Raw genomic sequence first — 22,365 nt, forward strand, 5'->3', positions numbered from 1 at the left:
AGGTACATCATGGAAAACCCGCATCTGCTGCCGCCGCTGGCCACGCCCGGCGAAGTCATCACTTTCCACTCGCACCAAGGCGGCGCCGGGCGCAGCATGGCCGTGGCCAACACCGCCATGCTGCTGGCCGGCCGCGCTCACGCCACCGTGCCGGTGCTGATGGTGGACTGGGACCTGGAGGCGCCCGGCCTGCACCAGTATTTTCCGCCGCTGGCCGACGGCCCGGGCCTGCTGGAACTGTTCACGGCCTGCCGCGACCAGCTGCAGCGCCGAGGCCGGCGCGCGGCGGCGCACGATGACGCCGAGCAGGCCAGGGCGGTGCTGGACGCGGTCGGCTGGCAGCGCTACGCGGTGCGGGCGGACCAGGGCCGCCCGCTGTACCTGATGCGCGCCGGCCGCTTCGACGCCGGCTACGCCGAGCGCGTGGCGGCGCTGGATTGGGAGGCGCTGTTCCACCAGTGCCCGGCGCTGTTCCGCTGTTTTGCGGAGATGCTGGCGCGCCAGTTCCGCTACGTGCTGGTGGATGCGCGCAGCGGCCGCAGCGACAGCAGCGGCATCTGCACCACCTTGCTGCCGACGCGGCTGGTGCTGCTGTTCGAGGCCAACCGCCGCAGCCTGGAAGGTCTGCAGGCGCTGGTGCAGCGCGCCACCACCTACCGCCGCAGCCACGAGGACGAGCAGCGCCCGCTGCTGATTTACCCCTTGCCCACCCGCACCGACATGGAGTGCAGCGCGCAGCGCGCCCTGTGCCGGCGCGGCGATCCGGCCACCGGCTTGCCGGGCTACCAGCCGCTGTTCGAGCAGGTGCTGGGCGAGGCTTACGGCATCGCACGCCCGTCGCTGGAGAGTTATTTCGACGAGGTGCAGCTGCCGCAGTCGCGCAGCCTGGCGCGCGGCGAGCGGCTGGCGGTGCGTGGCGAGCCGGTGGCCGACCGCTTTTCCGCCACGCGTTCCTACGAAGCCTTGCTGGGCTGGCTGGCCGGCGGCCATCCGCCGTGGCAGTCGCGGCGCGAGATCCCGCTGCAGGCCGCGGTGGCGCAGTCGCGCCGGGCGGTGGAGGCGGGCGGCGCCTACAGCATGATGCTGGCGCGCGACCTGTTCCGGCTGGGCCTGCTGTATGCGGACGAGGGCCGCGGCGCCGCCGCTGTGCTGGCCTTGCGCGAAAGCGTGGAGCTGCATGTGAAGGTGGTGGGCGAGGAGCATCTGGAAACGGCCGCCGCCAAGGCGCTGCTGGCGCGCGCGCTGCTGCGGGAGGGCGAGCTGGACCAGGCGCGCATCCTGCTGCGCTGCGTGGTCGAAACGCGCACGCGGCTGCTGGGCGGCGAACATCCGGATGTGCTGGAGGCGTGCAGCGCCCAGGCCGCCGCCCTGGCGCGGCAGGGCTATGCCGAGGCGGCGCTGGACCGGCAGGAGGAGGTGCTGCAGATTCAGATGCGCTTGCTGGGACCCGAGCATCCGCTGACGCTCTCCAGCCTGGCCGCGCGCGCCGCCATCCATTACCAGTGCGGCGAGCTGGAGCTGGCCCGCCAGGCGCAGGAGCAGGTGCTGGCGGTGCGCGCGCGCCTGCTGGGCGCCGAGCACGAGGAGACCTTGCGCGTGGGCGCCGCGCTGGCGCAGACGCTAGCCCGCATGGACGAGATGGCAAGTCCGCAGTTGCACTATGGCCTGGCGGCGCAGCAGCTGGTGCAGCCGCTTGCGCAATCGCCAGGGCACGCGCCGTTGCAAGCGCCTTTGCAGCCAGCGCTGCAGCGCCCGGCGCAGCGTCCCGTCCTGGCGTCCGGCCACGGCGGCGTCGGCCCGGCCGGCGTGATTCTGCGCGGCCCCGGCGTGGAGCAGGTGCAGGCCTGCTACGAGGAGCCGTACCCGCTGCAGCGCGCCGAAGCGGTGCGCGAGCAGGTGTTGCCGGAGGATACGCCCGCGCCGCGCGCTTAGCGCCAGGTCCTGCAGGCCGGCAGCCCGGCCCGGCGCGCGGGCCGCTTTGCCCTTGGGCGCGCCACCGTTGCCACTCGGCTATTAAATTTGTTTGAGGCGGCCGTCGGCATGTGCTGGCGCGCCATTGCTTCAGGTAAAATCCCAGCCATGCGTATCCTAATTAGTAATGACGATGGCTATCTGGCGCCCGGCATCAACGCCCTGGCGGAAGCGCTCGCGCCTATAGCGGACATCGTGGTCGTCGCGCCCGAAGGCAACCGCTCCGGCGCCTCCAATTCGCTATCGCTGGACCGTCCGCTGTCGGTGCAGCAGGCCGCCAACGGTTTCTACTTTGTTAACGGAACGCCTACCGACTGCGTCCACATCGCGCTCACCGGCTTGCTGTCCGAAAAGCCCGACCTGGTGGTGTCCGGCATTAACAACGGCCCCAATATGGGCGACGACACGCTGTATTCCGGCACCGTGGCCGCCGCCACCGAGGGCTATCTGTTCGGCATCCCGGCCATCGCGTTCTCGCAGGGCGCCTACGGCTGGCAGCACATCGACGACGCCGCCAAGGTGGCGCGCGACATCGTGCAGCGCTATTTCGATCTGCTGGCCAAGCCGTACTTGCTTAACGTCAATATTCCGAATCTGCCTTACGCGGGCATGGGCGAGCTGACCGCCACCCGCCTTGGCCGCCGCCACCAGGCCGAGCCGGTGATACGCGCGCAGGACCCGCGCGGCCGGGAAATCTTCTGGATCGGCCCGCCGGGCGCTTGCAAGGACGCGGGCGAGGGCACCGATTTCCACGCCGTGGCCCAAGGCCGGGTGTCGCTGACGCCGCTGCAGGTGGACCTGACGCACCGTACCCAACTCGAGACGCTGGCAAAGGGCCTGGCATGAGCGACAAACACCGCACCTTCCCGCTGCCGCTGTCGTCCGTAGTGGACAACGCGCAGAAAAAAACGGCGGTGTTCTCGCCGGTGGCCACGCCGCAGACGGCCACGCAGAACGCCGCCCGCAACGCGGCGCTGGGCGGCACGCATCCCGGCGTGCGGGTGGGGGCGGCGCCGGGCACGGCGGTGCGGCCCGGCAGCGCGCCGGTCGCCATGCCGTCGCGCTCGCACACCCTGGCGATGGAGCGGGCCCAGGCGGCCCCGGCCGCCGCGCCGCGCCAGAACCCGCTGGTGTCGGACGCGGTGCGGCGCGCCATGGTGGCGCGCGTGGCCAAGCAGGGCGTGAAGGACGCGGCGGTGCTGGGCGCGCTGGAGGCGGTGCCGCGCCATATGTTCATGGACGAGGCGCTGGCCTCGCAAGCCTATATCGACGCCTCGCTGCCGATCGGCCACCACCAGACCATTTCGCAGCCCTATATCGTGGCGCGCATGATAGAGGTGATGCGCAACGGCGGCCAGCTGCGGCGCGTGCTGGAGATCGGCACCGGCTGCGGCTACCAGGCCGCCGTGCTGTCCTGCCTGGCGCAGGAGGTGTATTCGATCGAGCGCATCAAGCCGCTGCACGAGCTGGCCAAGGCCAATTTGCGCCCGCTGCGGCTAGCGAATCTACGCTTGCATTACGGAGATGGTATGCTTGGCCTGCCTCAGGCCGCCCCGTTCGACGGCATCATCCTGGCCGCCGCCGGCCTGGAAGTGCCGCAGGCGCTGCTGGACCAGCTCGCCATAGGCGGCCGCCTGGTCGCCCCGGTGGGCGCGCGCGCCCAGCACCTGGAGCTGGTGACGCGGCTTGGCAAGGCCGAATGGACCAGCCAGACGCTGGAGGACTGCCATTTCGTGCCCCTGCGCCCCGGTACCGCGTAAGGTCACGCTGAAGTTTACCTATTAAGATGAGTATGACGAATAAGAGTTCCCTGTTATTGCTGAGCATTTCCCTGTGCGTGCTGAGCGCCTGTAGCACCGTGCCCAACCAGGCGCCCGTAGTCGACCGCACCACGCCGGTGGCCACGCCGCCGTCCGCCAAGCCGCCCGCGCCCAGCGAGGATGCGCAGAAGGAGCGCGACGAGCGCGGCCTGTACACCGTCAAGCGCGGCGACACCTTGATCCGCATCGCGCTCGAGCATGGCCAGAATTACCGCGACCTGGTGGCCTGGAACAACCTGGCCAACCCGAACGACATCAAGGTGGACCAGGTGCTGCGCGTGCAGCCGCCGGAATCGGTGGGCGGCGTGCAGACGCTGGCCGTGCCGCTGCCGGGCAGCACCGAGAGCAAGGCGCCGGTGCTGAAAAAGACCGGCCCGCGCGGCGAGAAGAAGCCTTGGAGCGAAGGCGCGCTGGCCGAGCTGCAGCGTTCCGACGACGGCGACAGCGGCAACGGCAAGCCCGCGCCTGCGCGCGTGGACAAGCCGGTGCCGGCCGCCGCCGCCCCGGCGCCGGCCGCCGCCGCACCCGCCGCAGCGGCCCTGCAGCTGAGCGCCGAAGACCGCGAGCTGACCTGGTCCTGGCCGTCCGAGGGGCGCGTGATCGCCACCTTCGACGAAGGCAAGAACAAGGGTCTCGATATCGCCGGCAAGGCGGGCCAACAGGTGATGGCGGCAAGTGCAGGAAAAGTGATGTATGCCGGTAGCGGCATCCGTGGATATGGTAATCTCGTTATTGTGAAGCACAGTAATAGTCTGCTGTCGGCCTATGCGCATAACCGTACCATCCTGGTGAAAGAAGGGGATAGCGTGCGCAAGGGGCAGATGATTGCAGAAATGGGGGATTCAGATACCGACGCCGTCAAGCTGCACTTTGAAATCAGGCAGCAGGGCAAGCCGGTCGATCCATCGAAGTTCTTGCCTAACCGCTAGCTACCCATGACACACTCGCCGCACGACCGCCTGGATGACGATGCCCTGCCGGATGATTTTCCGGACGAGCAAATCGACGATGCAGCCGGCGACGGCGATGCGGAAGACGGCGATGTGGGCGGCGCCAGCGGCGCGGCGCCGGAAGTGGGCGCGGTGCTGGAAAGCGTCGACGAGCTGAAAAAAGTGCTGGCCGCCGAGCTGTCCACCGACACCACCCAGCACTACCTGAACCAGATCGGCACGCGCCCGCTGCTGACCGCGCCGCAAGAGGTGCACTACGCCACCTTGGCCAAGGCGGGCGACTTCTCCGCCCGCCAGACCATGATCGAGCACAATCTGCGGCTCGTCGTTTCCATCGCCAAGCACTACATCAACCGCGGCGTGGTCCTGCTCGACATGATAGAGGAGGGCAACATCGGCCTGATGCGCGCCATCGACAAGTTCGAGCCCGAGCGCGGCTTCCGCTTCTCCACCTACGCCACCTGGTGGATACGCCAGAGCATAGAGCGCGCCATCATGAACCAGGCGCGCACGGTGCGGCTGCCGGTGCACATGGTGCGCGAACTGAACCAGATCCTGCGCGGCAAATACCATCTGGAAGCGCAGCACCACAACGGCAAGGACGCCACCGCCGAGGATATCGCCGAGCTGGTGGGGCGGCCGGTGGAGGAGGTGCAGGACATCCTGGCGCTGTCCGAACACGCCACCTCGCTGGACGCGCCGCTCGACAACGACCCGCAATCGTCGCTGATGGACATGCTGCCCGGCGACAGCGACGACGCGCCGGACGCGCGCGCCGAACACCACGAAATGACGGTGCTGGTGCGCGACTGGCTCACCAAGCTGCCGGACAAGCAGCGCATCGTCATCATGCGCCGCTTCGGGCTGGATAACGACGATCCGGCCACGCTGGAAACGCTGGCCGAGGAAATGGGCGTCACGCGCGAGCGGGTGCGCCAGATCCAGCAGGAAGCGCTGGTCAAACTCAAGCGCGCCATGGCCGCGCGCGGCGTGGTGCGGGACTCCCTGCTGTAAACACCGCCGGCCGGTCCCCCGCCGCCCGCCCCCTCAGCCTCAGGCCGCGACCTGCGGGCGCGCATCTGCTATCATATCGCCCTTCCGAAAGCCCCCTGCGGCTTGCTTTAGCCTCCCTATCATCTTGAACGTTATGCAAGACACTATCATCGACATCAAATCGCTTGACATGGACGCCCGCGGCGTCGGCCACATCGAAAACGAAGACGGTACGCCGGGCAAGGTCGTCTTCGTGGAGGGCGCGCTGCCGGGCGAGCGCGTCACCTTTGCAACGTTCAAGAAAAAGAAGAACTGGGAAGCGGCCACCCTGGTCGAGATCCGCAAGGAGTCGTCCATGCGCATCAAGCCCAAGTGCGTGCACTTCGACTATTGCGGCGGCTGCTCCATGCAGCACCTCGAGCCGAGCGCGCAGGTGGCCATCAAGCAGCGCACGCTGGAGGACAACCTCTGGCACCTGTCCAAAGTCAAAGCCGGCAACGTGATGCGCCCGATGTACGGCCCGACCTGGGGCTACCGCTACCGCGCGCGCCTGTCGGTGCGCTTCGTGGCCAAGAAGAACACGGTGCTGGTGGGCTTCCATGAAAAGAAATCGTCCTACGTGGCCGACATCCAGAGCTGCCAGATCCTGCCGCCGCACGTGTCGGACATGATGATGCCGCTGCGCGCCCTGATCGGTTCGCTGAGCATCTTCGACAAGGTGCCGCAGATCGAACTGGCCATCGGCGAAGACCTGACCGTGCTGGTGCTGCGCAATATGGAAGCGCTGACGGCGGACGACGAGAGCAAGGTGAAAGCCTTCGCCGACCAGTACAACATCCAGTGGTGGCTGCAGCCCAAGGGCCCGGACACCGCCTACCCGTTCTACCCGCTGGACAAGCAGCTGCACTACCTGCTGCCCGAGTTCAATGTGCGCATGCCGTTCAAGCCGGTCGACTTCACGCAGGTGAACCACCACATCAACCGCGTGCTGGTGTCCAAGGCCTTGCGCCTGCTGGAAGTGCAGCCCCAGGACCGCGTGGCCGACCTGTTCTGCGGCCTGGGCAACTTCACGCTGCCGCTGGCCACGCAGGCGCGCGAAGTGGTGGGCATTGAAGGCAGCACCGCGCTGACCGAGCGCGCGCTGTCGAACGCGGTGGTGAACGGCGTGTCGGAAAAGACCAGCTTCATGACGCGCAACCTGTTCGAGGTGAGCAAGGAAGACCTGATCGCCCTCGGCAAATTCGACCGCATGCTGATCGACCCGCCGCGCGACGGCGCCATGGCGCTGTCGCTGGCGCTGGCGGAGCTGAAGAAGACCCATCCCGAGCTGCTGCCGAAGCGCATCGTGTACGTGTCCTGCAGCCCGTCCACGCTGGCGCGCGACTCCGGCGTGCTGGTGCACCTGTGCGGCTATGTGCTGAACAAGGCCGGCGTGGTGAACATGTTCCCGCACACCTCGCACGTGGAATCGATGGCGGTGTTCGACCTGGACATCGACGCGCTGGTCACCCAGCTGGCCGACGGCCGCGACATCCCGGCCGCCGTGGCGCCGGAAGACGCGGTCAGCCCGCTGGGCGCCGCAGCCTAAGCTGGCGCCGTTCCCGGGGCGTCCGGGTCCTTGGCATGGTTGACATGCGTTAGTGGATTTGCAACACTGGCAGCTGCATCCAGCCTGGGAGTCCATATGCGCGCCGTGCCGACTTTAGCTTTACTGTGCCTGCTGTCCTTCGCCGCGCAGGCGCAGACAGCGGTGGAAGCCTTTTCGCCGCAAGGCGTGGTGAAAGGCGTGCGGCAGGTCAAGGCGCGCTTCACGGCGCAAATGGTCCCCCTGGGCGACCTGCGCCTGGGCGATCCCTTCGACGCCGACTGCGGCGGCGCCAAGGCGCCGGCGGGGCAGGGCCGCTGGGTCGACGGCGGCAGCTGGGTCTACGACTTCGAGCGCGACCTGCCGGCCGGCGTGGCGTGCCGCTTCACCCTCAAGCCCGCGCTGAACGACGTGGCGGGCAAGCCGCTGGGCGGTGAGCGCAGCTACAGCTTCAGCACCGGCGGCCCCTCCGTGCTGCTCTCCATGCCGCGCAGCGGCGCCGGCTATATCGACGAGAACCAGGTCTTCGTGCTCGTGCTCGACGCCGCAGCGCGGGCGGAGGACATCGCGCAGCACGCTTACTGCACCGCCGAAGGCATCAACGAAAAAATCCCGCTGCGCCTGATCGAAGGCAAAGAACGCCAGCAGGTGCTGGATGCGCGCAAGGACGGCCGGCGGCAGATGCCGGTCAGCGTGGTGCAGTGCAAGCGCAGCTTGCCGCAGGACGCCAAGGTGACGCTGGTGTGGAGCGCCGCCATCGCCACGCCCGGCGGCCTGGCCAATGAGCACGACCAGGTGCTGAGCTTCAAGACGCGGCCTGACTTCACCGCCAGCTTCCAGTGCGAACGTCCGTCCGCCAAGGGCCGTTGCATACCGTTCCAGCCGGTGCGTGTGAATTTCAGCGCGCCGGTGCGCATGGCGGACGCACGCGCCATCGTCCTGTCCGGGCCGGGCGGCAAGAGCTGGAAGCCGCAGTTCTCCAAGGAGGAGGCGCAGGCCGAGTATGTCAACGGCGTGAACATTCCCGGACCTTTCCCCGAGCAAGCCAGGCTGCGCCTGGTGCTGCCGGACGCGCTCAAGGACGACGCGGGCCGCAGCCTGCTGAACCAGGCCCGCTTCCCGCTGGCCGTGCAGACCGGCGACATGCCGCCGCTGGTGAAATTCCCGGCGCGCTTCGGCATCATCGAGGCGCGCGGCGACAAGCTGCTGCCCGTCACGGTGCGCAACGTGGAGCCAACCCTGGCCGCGCGTAAAGCGAAGGCCGGCGATGGCGCCCGGGGCGCCGAGGGCGCCATGCTGCGCCTCGACGGCCCGGATGCGCAGCAGGACCTGCAAGTGATCTCCTGGCTGCGCCGCCTCAGCGGCAAGACCCGCGACCGCGGCTGGGTGCCGGGCGAGCTTTGGCAACTGAACGAGTCCGTGTTCACCGAGCCGAAAGGCAAGCCGCAGCCGAAGACGGAGCGCTTCAACCTGCCCAAGCCGGGCGGCGGCAAGGCGTTTGAAGTGATCGGCATCTCGCTGCGCAAGCCGGGCTTTTACGTGGTGGAGCTGGCCAGTCCCAAGCTGGCGCTGGCGCTGCAGGGCAAACCTGGCCAGGCCTATGTGAGCGCGGCGGCGCTGGTGACGAATATGGTGGCGCACTTCAAGCATGGCGCCGAATCCTCGTTGGTGTGGGTCACCACGCTGGACAAGGGCCAGCCTGTGCCCAACGCGCAAGTGGCGGTGCGCGCCTGTACCGGCAAGCTGCTGTGGCAAGGCCGCACGGACGCCATGGGCGTGGCCAGCATACGCGAGGACATCCAGCACGAAGGCTGTCCATACAACGAAGGCTATTTCGTCAGCGCCCGCAGCGGCGGCGACATGACGTTCACGCTCTCCAACTGGTCCGAGGGCATAGAGAGCTGGCGCTTCAACGTGCCCACCGAATACCTGGGCGCGGACAAGACCGTCGCCGCCACGGTGTTCGACCGCACCTTGCTGCGCGCCGGTGAAACGGTGCACATGAAGCACTTCCTGCGCCGCCGCAACGCGGGCGGCTTCGCCTACGGCACGCCGCAGGCCAGCGATGGCAAGGTGATCATCACGCACCAGGGCAGCGAGCAGAAATACGAACTGCCGCTGGCGTGGAGCGCCGGCGGCGTGGCGGAAAGCGCGTGGACCATACCGGCCGATGCGAAGCAGGGCACGTATGACGTGATGTTCGAAGGCCGCTCGGGCGGCAGCTTCCGCGTTGAGCAGTTCCGCGTGCCGACCATGAAGGCGCTGCTGCAAGGCCCGTCCGCGCCGGTGGTGCAGGCGGAGCAGCTGGCGCTGTACGTGCAGCTCAGCTATCTGTCCGGCGGCGGCGCGGCGGGCGCGCAGGTCAAGCTGCGCACCACGCAGCAGGGACGCAGCGTCTCCTTCGAAGACTACGATGATTTCTCCTTCGCCATGGGCGATGTCAAGCCGGGCAAGGTCAAGGAAGGCGCGCAGCTGGAAGAGGACGAGGGCGAATACGAAGGCATGCCGGGGGAGGGCGAAGCTGCGGGCGACGCCAGCGCGCCGGTGAAAACGCAAAGCATCACGCTGGACCGCGCCGGCGGCGCGCGCGTGGTGGTGGACAAGCTGCCCAGGCTGGAGCAGCCCGCGTCGCTGTTCGCGGAGATGTCCTACCAGGACGCCAACGGCGAAACGCTGTCCTCGTCCACCAGCGTGCCGCTGTGGCCGTCGAGTGTGGTCATCGGCATCAAGCCGGACAGCTGGGTGCTGAGCAAGGCCGCGCTCAAGTTCCAGGTGGCCGTGCTGGACACGCAAGGCAAGCCCGTGGCAGGCGCGCCGGTGGAGGTGGACTTCTTCCAGCGCCTGAACTACTCGCACCGGCGGCGCCTGATAGGCGGCTTCTACGCCTACGAGAACAACAGCGAGATCAAGGCGCTCGGCAAGGCTTGCGCAGGCGCCACCGACGCCCACGGCCTGCTGGTGTGCGAAGTGGCCGCGCCGGAGTCGGGCAACCTGATCCTGCGTGCGAAGACGCAGGACGGCGAGCAGCGCGTGGCCGTCACCAACCGCGAAACCTGGGTGGCGGACGGCGACAACTGGTGGTTCAAGGCCAGCGACGACGACCGCATCGACCTGCTGCCCGAGCGTAAGCGCTACGAGCCGGGCGAGACGGCCACCTTCCAGCTGCGCATGCCCTTCCGCTCGGCGACCGCGCTGGTGACGGTGGAGCGCGAAGGGATACTCGATACCTATGTGCGGGAGCTGTCCGGCTCCTCGCCCGTGTTCAGCATTCCCGTCAAGCCGAACTACGCGCCGAATATGTTCGTGTCCGCGCTGGTGGTGCGCGGCCGCGTGGCGGGCGTGCAGCCTACCGCGCTGGTCGACCTGGGCAAGCCGGCCTACAAGATGGGACTGGCGCAGCTGCGCGTGGGCTGGGCCGCGCATGAGCTGAAGGTGGCGGTGAAGACCGACCGCCAGGTGTACAAGGTGCGCGAGCGGGCGCAAGTCTCGGTCAAGGTCACGCGGGCCGACGGCTCGCCTGTACCGGCGGGCGCCGAGGTGGCGCTGGCGGCGGTGGACGTCGGCCTGCTGGAGCTGATGCCGAATGCCAGCTGGGACCTGCTGGAGACGATGATGCAGCAGCGCGGCCTGCAAGTGGAAACCGCGACGGCGCAGATGCAGGTGGTCGGCAAGCGCCACTTCGGCCGCAAGGCGGTGCCGCACGGCGGCGGCGGCGGCAAAGGCGGCGGACGCGAGCTGTTCGATACGCTGCTGTTCTGGAAAGGCCGCGTCAAGCTCGACGCCAACGGCGAGGCCAGCGTGCAGGTGCCGGTCAACGATTCGCTGACCGCGTTCCGCATCGTCGCCATCGCCACCGCGAACGCGGACCTGTTCGGCACCGGCCGCACGGAAATCCGCAGCTCGCAGGACGTGATGCTGCTCTCCGGCCTGCCCGCCATGGTGCGCGAAGGCGACAAGTTCCGCGCCGGCTTCACGCTGCGCAACGCCACCGCGCGCGACCTGACCGTGGCGCTGGACGCGCAAGTGTCAGGCAAGGCGCTGCCGCGCCAGAGCGTCGCCATTGCCGCCGGCATGGCGCAGGAAGTGGGCTGGGACTACCAGGCGCCTGCGGGCGCCAGCGAACTGGCATGGGACGTATCGGCCAGCGTTGCGGGCGCGGAGGCCGCGTCCTCGGACCGCCTGCGCGTGAAGCAGGCAGTGAAGGCCGCCGTGCCGGTGCGCACGCTGCAGGCCACGCTGCTCCAGCTCGACAAGCCGCAAGCCATGCAGGTGCAAATGCCCGTCGACGCGCTGCCGGGACGGGGCGGCGTGCAGACGCTGTTTGCCGCGCGCCTGGGCAGCGAGCTGCCCGGCGTGCGCGACTACATGCAGGCCTATCCCTACACCTGCTTCGAGCAGAACACTTCGCGCGCCATCGCCCTGCGCGACCGCGAGCGCTGGCAGAAGCTGGCCGCGCAGCTGCCCGCCTATCTGGACAGCGACGGCCTGCTGAAATACTTCCCGGTGATGGAGCAGGGCAGCGACTCGCTCACCGCCTATGTGCTGTCGGCAGTGCAGGAAGCCGGCTTCGCCATTCCGGCCGAACTGAAAGCGCGTATGGAGGACGCCCTGCTGAACTTCGTGCAAGGCCGCATTACGCGCGGTTCGCCGCTCGCCACGGCGGACCTGGCGGTGCGCAAGGTGGCTGCGCTGGAAGCGCTGTCGCGCGTGGACCGCGTGACAGCCGCCGAGCTGGAATCATTCAGCCCCGAGCCGAACCTGTGGCCCACCTCGGCCGTCATCGACTGGTACCTGATCCACCAGCGCGTGGCCAATCTGCCCGAGCGCGACAAGCGGCTGGCGCAGGCGCAGCAGATCCTGCGCGCGCGCCTCAACCTGCAAGGCACCACCATGGGCTTCTCCACCGAGCGCAATGACAACTGGTGGTGGCTGATGGTGTCGGGCGACGTGAACGCCAACCGCCTGCTGCTGGCCATGGCGGACAACCCGGCATGGAAGGCGGACATGGGCCGCCTGGCGCGCGGCGCGCTGGGCCGCCAGCACCAGGGGCGCTGGAACACCACGGTGGCCAACGCCTGGGGCGTGCTGGCGCTGGACAAATTCTCGGACAAATTCGAGCGCGAGCCGGTGCGGGGCAGCAGCACGGCGGCCATCGGCGGCGCCAGCAAGAGGGTGGCGCTGGACGCGGGCACTGCCAGCGGCAGCGCGCTGCTGCCCTGGCCGCGCGGCGCTGCCGAGCTCTCGCTCAAGCACGCCGGCAGCGGCAAGCCCTGGGTGACCGTGCAGAGCCTGGCCGCGATTCCGCTGAAGGCGCCGATTTCGTCCGGCTACAGGATCGTCAAGACCATCACGCCGGTGGAGCAGGCGGTGAAGGGCGTGTGGACGCGCGGCGACGTCTACCGCGTGCGCCTGGACCTGGAAGCGCAGGCCGACATGACGTGGGTGGTGGTGGACGACCCCATCCCCGCCAGCGCCTCCGTGCTGGGCACGGGACTGGGCAAGGACTCGCAGCTGATGACGGCGGGCGAAAAGAGCAAGGGCTGGGTATGGCCTGCGTTCCAGGAGCGCACCTTCGAAGCCTTCCGTTCGTATTACGAGTACGTCCCGAAAGGCAAATGGAGCGTCGAGTACACGGTGCGCCTGAACAACGCCGGCCAGTTCCAGCTGCCGCCCACGCGTGTCGAAGCCATGTACAGCCCGGAGGCGTTCGCCGAGTTCCCCAACGCCGCCGTGAGTGTGAAATGACTGTGATGCGGAGTGCGATGCGGATTGGGATGCGCGCCCGCAGCAGCCTGCGTGGCGCGTTGCTATTGCTGGCCGCCGCTCCCGCCTTCGCCACCCCCACGCCGGCCGAGGTGCAGGCCGCCTACCGCGCCTCAGACTCAACCCTGCTGGACCGCAACGGCGTGGCGATCCAGTCGCTGCGGGTGGACCTTGCCGCGCGGCGGCTGCCGTGGGTAAGGCTGGACGACATTTCTCCCGCCGTCGGTGCTGCTGTCATGCAGGCCGAAGACCAGCGCTTCATGCAGCACGACGGCGTTGACCTGGAAGCGCTGGGCAAGGCCGCCTGGGACAACCTGTTCCGCCGCCGCCCGCGCGGCGCGTCCACCATCACCATGCAATTGGCGGCGCAGCTGGACCCGGCCCTGCAGCCCGTGGCTGCGGGCCGCAGCTGGAGGCAGAAATGGGACCAGGCCAGGGCTGCGCAGGAACTGGACCAGGCCTGGACCAAGCCGCAGATCATGGAAGCCTATCTGAACCTGGTCACTTTCCGGGGCGAGCTGCAAGGCATAGGCGCAGCCGCGCGCGGCCTGTTCGGCAAGGCGCCGTCCGGGCTGAACGTGGCCGAATCGGCCATCCTGGCCAGCCTGCTGCGCGCGCCGTCGGCGGCGCCCAAGCTGGTAGCGCGGCGCGCTTGCGCGCTGGCGGGGGAGCTGAACGCCCACACCCCATGCTCCGCCATAGAAAGCGCCGCAGCCAGCGCCTTCGCGCGCTCGGCCGCCATGGCGGCGCTGGCGCCCGCGCCGCAAGTGGCGCAGAAGCTGCTGACGGCGCCGTCGCAGCAAGTGCGCAGCACGCTGGACGCGGCCTTACAGCGCTTTGCGCAAGCGGCCTTGCGCCAGCAGATCATGTCCCTGCGCGAGCGCAACGTAAAGGACGGCGCGCTGGTGGTGCTGGACAATGCCAGCGGCGACATCCTGGCCTATGTCGGCAACGCGGGCGGCAGCGAGGTCGACGGCGTTGCCGCGCTGCGCCAGGCCGGCTCCACCCTGAAGCCCTTCCTGTACGGGCTGGCGCTGGAGCGCAAGCAGCTCACCGCCGCCTCGCTGCTGGACGATACGGCGGTCGACATCTCCACCGCCTCCGGCCTCTACATACCGCAGAACTACGACAAGGAATTCAAAGGCTACGTCAGCGCCCGCACCAGCCTGGCCGGATCGCTCAACGTGCCCGCCGTGCGTACCCTGATGATGGTGGGCCTGGACCGCTTCCACGAGCGCCTGCGCAGCCTGGGACTGGACAGCCTGACCGAAGCGGCCGATTACTACGGTTATTCGCTGGCGCTGGGCTCGGCCGACGTCAGCTTGCTGGAGCTGGCCAACGCCTACCGCACCCTGGCCAGCGGCGGCCTGCAGGGCACGGCCAGCCTGCTGCCGCGCGCGCCGGAGCGCAAGCACCGCGTGCTGGATGCGCGGGCCGCCTTCATCGTTGGCGACATCCTGTCCGACCGGGCCGCCCGCAGCGTCACCTTCGGGCTGAAAAACGAGCTGGCCACCACTTTCTGGGCGGCGGTCAAGACCGGCACCAGCAAGGACATGCGCGACAACTGGTGCGTGGGCTACAGCGAGCGCTACACGGTGGGCGTGTGGGTCGGCAATTTCGACGGCGGCTCTATGTGGGACGTGTCCGGCGTCACCGGCGCCGCGCCGGTCTGGCGCGACGTGATGGACTATCTGCACCAGCACGTCCCCAGCCGCGCCCCGGCCGCGCCGCCCGGCGTGCTGCGGCGCGACGTGGCCTGGCAGCCGGCATTCGAGCCGCCGCGCGCGGAGTGGTTTATCGCCGGCACGGAGAGCGCCGAAGTGGCGCTGCTGCAGGACGCCCGCCGCGCCCCGCGCATCCTGTACCCGGCCGACGCCAGCATCATCGCCATCGACCCGGATATCCCCGACGCCAGCCAGCGCGTATTCTTCCAGGCCCAGGCGGGGCAGGGCCTGCGCTGGCAGCTGGACGGCGCCACCCTCGGCCCCGCCGCCAGCTACGCCTGGCGTCCGGAGCCTGGCCGGCATGAGCTGGCGCTGCTCGATGCGGCCGGCAGCCCGGTTGCCACCACCCGCTTCACCGTGCGCGGCGCGGCCCGCGAACCCTAATTGCCGGACTCGCGCAGGCGTAAAAAAGCCGGCGCGAGGCCGGCTTTTTGAGGGGAGGGGGGCTGGCGCTTAGTCGCGCGAGCCGCCCAGACCCAGCAGGCTCAGCAGGCTGGTGAAGATGTTGTACACGTCCAGGTACAGGGCCAAGGTGGCGCTCACGTAGTTGGTTTCGCCGCCGTTCACGATCTGCTGCACGTCGTACAGGATGTAGGCCGAGAAAATGCCGATCACCATCACCGAGATCGCTATGTGCAGCGCCGGCATCTGGAAGTAGATGTTGGCCAGGCTGGCCACGATCATTACGATCACGCCGGCGAACAGCCATTTGCCCATGGCCGAGAAGTCGCGCTTGGACACGGTGGCGATACTGGCCAGCGTGGCAAACACGGCCGCCGTGCCGCCGAATGCCAGCATGATCAGCGAGCCGCCGTTGGAGAAGCCCAGGGTCCGCGTCAGCAGCGGTGTCAGCATCAGGCCCATGAAGAAGGTGAAGCCCAGCAGCAGGCCCACGCCCAGTCCGCTGTTCTTGTTCTTTTCGATGCCCCAGATAAAGCCGTAGGCGATCGCCATGAAGACGATGAAGCCGATAAAGCCGCGCGGCACCGGAACCTGCATCAGCACGCCGGCGAAGGCGCCCAGCACGGTCGGGATCATCGACAGGGCCAGCAGCCAGTAGGTGTTGCGCAGCACGTTGTGGCGCACCGCCATGGTGTTGGCGCTACTGCCGGACAGGTCGTAGGTTTTCTGCATGTTGATCATGAATTGCCTCCAAAGGATAGGTGCGGAGCACCGCTTGCTAAAAGCATAGCACGCTCCGCCCAAAAGGCGCAAAAACCGGCTTAGAAGGGGCTTAAAATCGGGCCTGGCAGTGAATCTGGGTTGGGCATGGGGTTCTATGGTAAAATCGAAGGTTGATTGAGTCATCAATTTTGTTTTAAACCTTTCTTTTTATTGGAGTTTTTCAAATGGCAATCGAACGCACCCTGTCGATCATCAAACCAGACGCAGTTGCAAAAAACGTTATCGGCCAAATCTACAGCCGTTTCGAAGGCGCTGGCTTGAAGATCGTTGCTGCGCAAATGAAGCAGCTGTCGCGTGAAGAGGCTGAAGGTTTCTACGCTGCGCACAAAGAGCGCGGCTTCTTCAAGGATCTGGTTGACTTCATGGTCTCCGGTCCTGTCATGATCCAGGCACTGGAAGGCGAGAACGCAGTCCTGAAAAACCGCGAACTGATGGGCGCTACCGATCCTAAGAAGGCTGAAAAAGGCACCATCCGTGCTGATTTCGCCGATTCGATCGACGCCAATGCTGTCCACGGTTCCGACGCTGTCGAAGCCGCCGCCGTAGAAATCGCTTACTTCTTCGGTAAGTAATTTTCGCAATACCCCGTTTCCGCCTCGCCCCGGCGGGTGGAAACGGTGTTTTTTAGAATTGTTTTGAACCCTGAAATGAATACGCCCGTGAACGCCGCCGCTCTGACCAACCTTCTGGATTTCGATCCGGAGCAACTGATCGCCTACTGTGCGGAGTTGGGTGAGAAGCCGTTCCGTGCCAAGCAACTGCAGCGCTGGATCCACCAGTTCGGCGCGTCGGACTTCGATTCGATGACCGACCTGGCCAAGTCGCTGCGCGACAAGCTGAAAACCCGCGCCCACATCACGGCGCCGGCCATCATCAGCGACCATACCTCCACCGACGGCACCCGCAAATGGCTGGTCGACGTCGGCAACGGCAATGCCGTCGAAACCGTGTTCATTCCGGAAGAAAACCGCGGCACGCTGTGCATCTCCACCCAGGCCGGCTGCGCCGTGAACTGCCGCTTCTGCTCCACCGGCAAGCAGGGCTTCTCGCGCAACCTGACCGTGGGCGAAATCATCGGCCAGCTGTGGATGGCCGAATTCGAACTGCGCCGCACCAAGGGCATCGAGCCCGGCCCGAAAGGCGAGCGCCAGATCACCAACGTGGTGATGATGGGCATGGGCGAGCCGCTGCTCAACTTCGACCCGACCGCCACCGCGCTGAAACTCATGCTGGACGACAACGCCTACGGCCTGTCGCGCCGCCGCGTGACCCTGTCCACCTCCGGCGTGGTGCCGATGATGGACAAGCTGTCCCAGGTGGTGCCGGTGGCGCTGGCCGTGTCGCTGCACGCCTCGAACGACCCGCTGCGCGACGGCCTGGTGCCGCTGAATAAGAAATACCCGCTGGCCGAACTGATGGCCGCGTGCAAGCGCTACCTGGAATTCGCCCCGCGCGACTTCATCACCTTTGAATACTGCATGCTGGACGGCTTCAACGACAGCGACGACAACGCGCGCGAGCTGGTGGCCCTGGTCAAGCACCGCGAATTCGGCGTCAACTGCAAATTCAACCTGATACCGTTCAACCCCTTCCCGGAATCGGGCCTGTTCCGCTCGAAAAACGAGCGCATCAAGCAGTTCGCCCAGATCCTGATGGACGCCGGCATCGTCACCACCATCCGCAAAACGCGCGGCGACGACATCGATGCCGCCTGCGGCCAGCTGGCCGGCGAAGTGCAAGACCGTACCCGCGTGCAGGAGCGCATGGGTAAAATGGCAGAATACCAGAAGAAATTCGGCGCCGACTTCGGCAAGATCGTGGAGATCCGTTCCTGATGACCGTACTAGCCCACCGCTGCCTGCTGCGCCTCGCCGCCCTCGGCCTGGCCGGGCTGCTGTGCGGCTGCGCGTCGACTTCGGCGCCTGCGCCGGGGCAGAGCGGCAAGGCCGAGCTGGCCACCGCGTCGGACCAGACGGCGGCGCAAAAGCGCGCCGAGATCCGCATGCAGCTGGCCATAGGCTACTACCAGCAAGGCCAGTACGCGGTGGCGCTGGACGAAATCAAGAAGGCCCTGGCGGCCGAGCCCGAGAAGGTGGACGCCTACGCCATGCGCGCCGTGATCTATATGGCGATGGACGAACGGGAGCTGGCCGAGGACAACTTCGTGCGCGCCCTGAAAATGGCGCCGAACAATCCGGAAGTGAACAACAATTACGGTTCCTTCCTGTGCCGCCACGGCCGCGTGGCCGAATCGTTCAAGTATTTCGACGCCGCGCTGGCTGTGCGTACTTACCAGTCGCCGGCGGATGCCTACAATAACGCGGGCAATTGCGCGCTGAAGCTGAAAGATAACAGCACGGCAGAGAAGTATCTGCTGCCGGCATTGAAGATTGCGCCGGACGTGCCGGCGACCAACGCCAACCTGGCGCGGATCTACTACGAGCGGCGCGACTATGTGCGCGCCGGTTTTTTCATTACCCGGCTGGGCAAGCTAGCCAAAATGGACAGCTTGTCGGCAGACGTGCTGTGGCTTGCAATCAGGGTGCAGCATAAACTCGGCGACACGGGCGCGGAATCGGCTTGGGTGACGCAATTGCGCCGCCACCATACCGGCTCGCCGGAATATGCTGCCTATCAACGTGGGGCGTTTGATGAGTGAGACAGGTATACCTATGAATTCAGAGTGGGCGGAACAGCCTGAGAAGCAGAGCGGCACGCCCGGTGCGCAGCTGAAGGCCCAGCGCGAGGCGCTGGGATTGACCGTGGACCAGATTGCGGACCAGCTGAAGCTGGCGCCGCGCCAGGTGGTGGCGCTGGAAGCGGGTGACTATGCGGCCCTGCCGAACATGGCCGTCACGCGCGGCTTTGTGCGCGCCTACGCCAAGGTGCTGAAGCTCGATGCTGCGCCGCTGGTGGCCATGATAGAAGTGAATCCGGCGACCAGCCAGGAAACCGCGCCGCCTGTGCGCCGCGAAAAAATTTCTGCCACGTTCTCGGAGTCGCGCTTCCCGTCGCTCACGCAGCGCTCGTCCAAGCCTGCGGGCTGGGTGATAGGCGCGGCCGTGGTGGCCGTAGTGGTGGCCGTGGCCGGCGCCTACCAGGCCGGCATGATACCGAACCTGCCGCACAGCGCCAGGGAAGAAGCGCCTGCCGCCAGCGCGCCCGCCGTGGCGCCGCTGGAAACGGTGGCCAAGCCGGGCGCCGACACCGCACCGCTGATTTCGCCCAACGTGCCGCTCGTATCCTTGCCGCCGGCGGACGCCACGCCGGGCGCCGCTGCCTCGGCTGCCAGCCCGGCGGCAACGCCGGCCGGCGTTGCCCCTGCGGCCGCTCCTGCGCCTGCGGCCGCCGCTCCTGCGCCGGTCCCGGTCCAGCCCGCGCCTGTGACTCCTGCGCCAGCCGCCGCCCCTGCGCCGGCCGCAGCCGCTCCCGCCGTAGTTCCCGCAGCCGCCGCTCCGGCGCCGGCCGCCGCAGCCGGCCCGGCCACGCTGGTGCTGAAGTTCACCGACGATTCGTGGGTGGAAATCCGCCGTCCCGGCAAGCCGTCCCTGATTGCGCGCCTGGTCAAGGGCGGCAGCACGGAACAGTTCGAGATCAACGACGCGGCGCTGCTCATCGTTGGCAAGCCCGGCCACGTGCAGGCGACCCTGCGCGGCCAGCCATTGGCGCTGCCAGAAGTGCCAGGCGGTACAATTGCACGCGTGAATATTAAATAAGTATCAAGCAATCAAGATGGACGATACGATGCCGAACACCGCAATCCCCTCCGGCCCGCAAGCGCGCCGTGGCAGCCGCAGCGTGCTGGTGGCCCATGGCGACCGCAAGATCTGGGTCGGCGGCGACGCGCCCGTGGTGGTGCAGTCGATGACCAATACCGACACGGCCGACGCCGTGGGCACCGCCATCCAGATCAAGGAACTGGCGCGCGCCGGTTCCGAGCTGGTGCGCCTGACGGTGGACCGCCCGGAAGCGGCCGCCGCCGTGCCCTACATCCGCGACCAGCTGGACAAGATGGGCATCGACGTGCCGCTGGTGGGCGACTTCCACTACAACGGCCACACCCTGCTGACCGACTACCCGGACTGCGCCCAGGCGCTGTCCAAGTACCGCATCAACCCCGGCAACGTGGGCAAGGGCGCCAAGCGCGACACGCAATTCGCGCAGATGATCGAAGTGGCCATCAAGCACGACAAGCCGGTGCGCATCGGCGTCAACTGGGGCAGCCTGGACCAGGCGCTGCTGGCGCGCATCATGGACGAGAACGCCGCGCGCGCGAATCCGTGGAGCGCGCAGGCCGTCATGTACGAAGCGCTGATCACGTCCGCGATTGAAAACGCGGTGCGCGCGGAAGAGCTGGGCATGGGCCGCGACAAGATCATCCTGTCCTGCAAGGTCTCCGGCGTGCAGGACCTGATCGCCGTGTACCGCGAGCTGGGCAAGCGCTGCGACTATCCGCTGCACCTGGGCCTGACCGAAGCGGGCATGGGCAGCAAGGGCATCGTGGCCTCGACCGCCGCGCTCTCGGTGCTGCTGCAGGAAGGCATAGGCGACACCATCCGCATTTCGCTGACCCCGGAACCGGGCGGCGACCGCACCAAGGAAGTGGTGGTGGGACAGGAGATACTGCAAACCATGGGCTTGCGCAAATTCACCCCCATGGTGATCGCGTGCCCGGGCTGCGGCCGCACCACGTCCACCACCTTCCAGGAGCTGGCGGACGACATCCAGACCTATCTGCGCGACTCCATGCCGGAATGGAAGCAGAGCTATCCGGGCGTGGAAGCGATGAACGTGGCCGTCATGGGCTGCATCGTCAACGGACCCGGCGAGTCCAAGCACGCCAACATCGGCATCAGCCTGCCCGGCACCGGCGAATCGCCTGCCGCGCCGGTGTTTGTCGACGGCCAGAAATTCGCCACCTTGCGCGGCGACAATATCGTCCAGGAATTCCAGGCCATCGTGCTGGATTACGTTAAAAAGAACTACGGCAAAGCATATGTCTGATAATAAAAAAGCTGAAAAGATTACCGCCATCAAGGGCATGAACGACCTGCTGCCGCAGGACGCGCACCTGTGGGAGCTGTTCGAGAACACCGCGCAGTCCGTGGTGCAGAGCTACGGCTTCCAGCAGATCCGCACCCCCATCGTCGAGAACACCAGCCTGTTCGCGCGCGCCATCGGCGCCGTCACCGACATCGTGGAAAAGGAAATGTACTCCTTCACCGACTCGATGAACGGCGACGCGCTGACCCTGCGCCCCGAAGGCACGGCCGGCGTGGTGCGCTCCGTGATCGAGAACAACCTGGTGTACGAAGGCCCGAAACGCCTGTGGTACAAAGGCCAGATGTTCCGCCACGAGAAGCCGCAGCGTGGCCGCTACCGCCAGTTCCACCAGTTCGGCTGCGAGGCCGTGGGCTTCACCGGCCCGGACGTGGACGCCGAAATGATCATGCTGTGCCGCCGCCTGTGGGACGACCTGGGCCTGGAAAACATCCGCCTGGAACTGAACTCCATCGGTGACGCCGACGAGCGAGCCAAGCACCGCGTGGACCTGATCGCCTACCTGGAATCGCACAGCGAACTGCTGGACGCCGAAGCCCAGCGCCGCCTGCACACCAACCCGCTGCGCATCCTGGACACCAAGAACCCGGCCATGCAGGAGCTGGTGAACAACGCGCCCAAGCTGCTGGACTACCTGGGCGAAGGCTCGCTGGCGCACTTCAACGGCGTGCAGAAGATCCTGAACCACAACAACATCCCGTTCACCATCAACACCCGCCTGGTGCGCGGCCTGGACTACTACAACCGCACCGTGTTTGAATGGGTGACGGACGAGCTGGGCACGCAAGGCACGGTCTGCGCCGGCGGCCGCTACGACCCGCTGTTCGAAACCTTCGGCGGCAAGCCTACCCCGGCGGTGGGCTTCGCCATGGGCATCGAGCGCCTGGTGGAGCTGATGAAATCGGCCGGCGAGCCCGCCGACCCGAACCAGTGCGACGTGTACATGGTGCACCAGGGCGAAGAAGCCCAGCTGCAGGCTTTCGTGCTGGCCGAGCGCCTGCGCGACGCCGGCCTGGACGTGGTGCTGCACTGCGCCGCCCTGAGCGGCGCCGGCTCCTTCAAGAGCCAGATGAAGAAGGCCGACGGCAGCGGCGCTTCCTTCGCCGTCATCATCGGCGAATCCGAAGTGGCGAACGCCACGGCCAATGTGAAGGCCATGCGCGGCGAAGAAGGCGAGCATCAGCAAGCCACCGTCGCGTTTGACAGCGTGGTGGACTACATTGTGGACCACATCACGGGCGATGGTGAGGAGCACCACCATTTCCACGTGCATGACGAAAACTGCAAGCATTAATATCAACCCTTAACCAGAG

At 67.1% G+C, this 22,365-nt stretch carries 15 protein-coding genes; 14 read left to right on the top strand and 1 reads right to left on the bottom strand.

The features are described 5' to 3' along the window. Window positions 1-9: 9 nt before the first annotated feature. From AC07S4_RS13735 to pbpC, 8 genes are all read left to right on the top strand, one after another. Window positions 10-1,932, top strand: a complete 1,923-nt coding sequence (locus AC07S4_RS13735; protein ID WP_494987191.1) for a KGGVGR-motif variant AAA ATPase — start codon at window positions 10-12, stop codon at window positions 1,930-1,932. 147 nt (window positions 1,933-2,079) lie between these two features. Continuing rightward, complete coding sequence (surE, locus tag AC07S4_RS13740) at window positions 2,080-2,817, top strand: 5'/3'-nucleotidase SurE (protein WP_161071898.1); 738 nt, start codon at window positions 2,080-2,082, stop codon at window positions 2,815-2,817. Next, window positions 2,814-3,731 (top strand): protein-L-isoaspartate(D-aspartate) O-methyltransferase, encoded by a 918-nt coding sequence (locus AC07S4_RS13745; protein ID WP_494987192.1) that lies wholly within the window; start codon window positions 2,814-2,816, stop codon window positions 3,729-3,731. The genes surE and AC07S4_RS13745 overlap by 4 nt, the downstream gene beginning before the upstream one ends. Before the next feature lie 32 nt (window positions 3,732-3,763). Beyond that, window positions 3,764-4,720, top strand: coding sequence for a peptidoglycan DD-metalloendopeptidase family protein (locus AC07S4_RS13750; RefSeq protein ID WP_494987193.1), 957 nt, complete (start codon window positions 3,764-3,766; stop codon window positions 4,718-4,720). Between the two features lie 6 nt (window positions 4,721-4,726). After that, window positions 4,727-5,755 carry an RNA polymerase sigma factor RpoS gene (gene rpoS, locus AC07S4_RS13755; protein ID WP_161075549.1) on the top strand — a complete coding sequence of 343 codons (1,029 nt, stop codon included), beginning with the start codon at window positions 4,727-4,729 and terminating at the stop codon, window positions 5,753-5,755. 133 nt (window positions 5,756-5,888) lie between these two features. After that, window positions 5,889-7,322 carry a 23S rRNA (uracil(1939)-C(5))-methyltransferase RlmD gene (gene rlmD / locus AC07S4_RS13760; RefSeq protein ID WP_494987194.1) on the top strand — a complete coding sequence of 478 codons (1,434 nt, stop codon included), beginning with the start codon at window positions 5,889-5,891 and terminating at the stop codon, window positions 7,320-7,322. A 96-nt stretch (window positions 7,323-7,418) separates the two neighbouring features. Then, window positions 7,419-13,064, top strand: a complete 5,646-nt coding sequence (locus AC07S4_RS13765; protein WP_494987195.1) for an alpha-2-macroglobulin family protein — start codon at window positions 7,419-7,421, stop codon at window positions 13,062-13,064. 29 nt (window positions 13,065-13,093) lie between these two features. Then, the gene (pbpC, locus tag AC07S4_RS13770) at window positions 13,094-15,190 is read left to right on the top strand and encodes a penicillin-binding protein 1C (RefSeq protein ID WP_494987196.1); all 2,097 of its coding nucleotides are present in this window, start codon (window positions 13,094-13,096) and stop codon (window positions 15,188-15,190) included. Window positions 15,191-15,259: 69 nt separating this feature from the next. On the opposite strand, the gene AC07S4_RS13775 is transcribed toward pbpC, so the two are convergent. Next, window positions 15,260-15,949, bottom strand: coding sequence for a Bax inhibitor-1/YccA family protein (locus tag AC07S4_RS13775; protein WP_494987197.1), 690 nt, complete (start codon window positions 15,947-15,949; stop codon window positions 15,260-15,262). Between the two features lie 206 nt (window positions 15,950-16,155). Here AC07S4_RS13775 and ndk point away from each other — a divergent pair, with 206 nt between their 5' ends. From ndk to hisS, 6 genes are all read left to right on the top strand, one after another. Next, the gene (gene ndk / locus AC07S4_RS13780; RefSeq protein ID WP_090314593.1) at window positions 16,156-16,563 is read left to right on the top strand and encodes a nucleoside-diphosphate kinase; all 408 of its coding nucleotides are present in this window, start codon (window positions 16,156-16,158) and stop codon (window positions 16,561-16,563) included. Window positions 16,564-16,638: 75 nt separating this feature from the next. After that, on the top strand, window positions 16,639-17,826 hold the full coding sequence (gene rlmN / locus AC07S4_RS13785) for a dual-specificity RNA methyltransferase RlmN (RefSeq protein ID WP_494987198.1): 1,188 nt from the start codon (window positions 16,639-16,641) through the stop codon (window positions 17,824-17,826). Then, window positions 17,826-18,650, top strand: coding sequence for a type IV pilus biogenesis/stability protein PilW (pilW, locus tag AC07S4_RS13790; protein ID WP_494987199.1), 825 nt, complete (start codon window positions 17,826-17,828; stop codon window positions 18,648-18,650). The genes rlmN and pilW overlap by 1 nt, the downstream gene beginning before the upstream one ends. A 13-nt stretch (window positions 18,651-18,663) precedes the next feature. Then, on the top strand, window positions 18,664-19,707 hold the full coding sequence (locus AC07S4_RS13795; protein WP_494987200.1) for a helix-turn-helix domain-containing protein: 1,044 nt from the start codon (window positions 18,664-18,666) through the stop codon (window positions 19,705-19,707). 28 nt (window positions 19,708-19,735) lie between these two features. Next, window positions 19,736-20,995: a flavodoxin-dependent (E)-4-hydroxy-3-methylbut-2-enyl-diphosphate synthase gene (gene ispG, locus AC07S4_RS13800; RefSeq protein WP_494987201.1), complete on the top strand. Its 1,260-nt coding sequence runs from the start codon at window positions 19,736-19,738 to the stop codon at window positions 20,993-20,995. Continuing rightward, window positions 20,988-22,346 carry a histidine--tRNA ligase gene (gene hisS, locus AC07S4_RS13805; RefSeq protein ID WP_494987202.1) on the top strand — a complete coding sequence of 453 codons (1,359 nt, stop codon included), beginning with the start codon at window positions 20,988-20,990 and terminating at the stop codon, window positions 22,344-22,346. Before ispG ends, hisS begins: the two co-directional genes overlap by 8 nt. Window positions 22,347-22,365 lie beyond the last annotated feature (19 nt).

The sequence above is a fragment of the Pseudoduganella sp. GW821-FHT05F09 genome (assembly GCF_059419605.1).

Bases quoted from the DNA above. Each gene is read 5' to 3' on its own strand.
- AC07S4_RS13735 (WP_494987191.1), top strand. From the start codon at position 10: ATGGAAAACCCGCATCTGCTGCCGCCGCTGGCCACGCCCGGCGAAGTC.
- surE (WP_161071898.1), top strand. From the start codon at position 2,080: ATGCGTATCCTAATTAGTAATGACGATGGCTATCTGGCGCCCGGCATC.
- AC07S4_RS13745 (WP_494987192.1), top strand. From the start codon at position 2,814: ATGAGCGACAAACACCGCACCTTCCCGCTGCCGCTGTCGTCCGTAGTG.
- AC07S4_RS13750 (WP_494987193.1), top strand. From the start codon at position 3,764: ATGACGAATAAGAGTTCCCTGTTATTGCTGAGCATTTCCCTGTGCGTG.
- rpoS (WP_161075549.1), top strand. From the start codon at position 4,727: ATGACACACTCGCCGCACGACCGCCTGGATGACGATGCCCTGCCGGAT.
- rlmD (WP_494987194.1), top strand. From the start codon at position 5,889: ATGCAAGACACTATCATCGACATCAAATCGCTTGACATGGACGCCCGC.
- AC07S4_RS13765 (WP_494987195.1), top strand. From the start codon at position 7,419: ATGCGCGCCGTGCCGACTTTAGCTTTACTGTGCCTGCTGTCCTTCGCC.
- pbpC (WP_494987196.1), top strand. From the start codon at position 13,094: ATGCGCGCCCGCAGCAGCCTGCGTGGCGCGTTGCTATTGCTGGCCGCC.
- AC07S4_RS13775 (WP_494987197.1), bottom strand. From the start codon at position 15,949: ATGATCAACATGCAGAAAACCTACGACCTGTCCGGCAGTAGCGCCAAC.
- ndk (WP_090314593.1), top strand. From the start codon at position 16,156: ATGGCAATCGAACGCACCCTGTCGATCATCAAACCAGACGCAGTTGCA.
- rlmN (WP_494987198.1), top strand. From the start codon at position 16,639: ATGAATACGCCCGTGAACGCCGCCGCTCTGACCAACCTTCTGGATTTC.
- pilW (WP_494987199.1), top strand. From the start codon at position 17,826: ATGACCGTACTAGCCCACCGCTGCCTGCTGCGCCTCGCCGCCCTCGGC.
- AC07S4_RS13795 (WP_494987200.1), top strand. From the start codon at position 18,664: ATGAATTCAGAGTGGGCGGAACAGCCTGAGAAGCAGAGCGGCACGCCC.
- ispG (WP_494987201.1), top strand. From the start codon at position 19,736: ATGCCGAACACCGCAATCCCCTCCGGCCCGCAAGCGCGCCGTGGCAGC.
- hisS (WP_494987202.1), top strand. From the start codon at position 20,988: ATGTCTGATAATAAAAAAGCTGAAAAGATTACCGCCATCAAGGGCATG.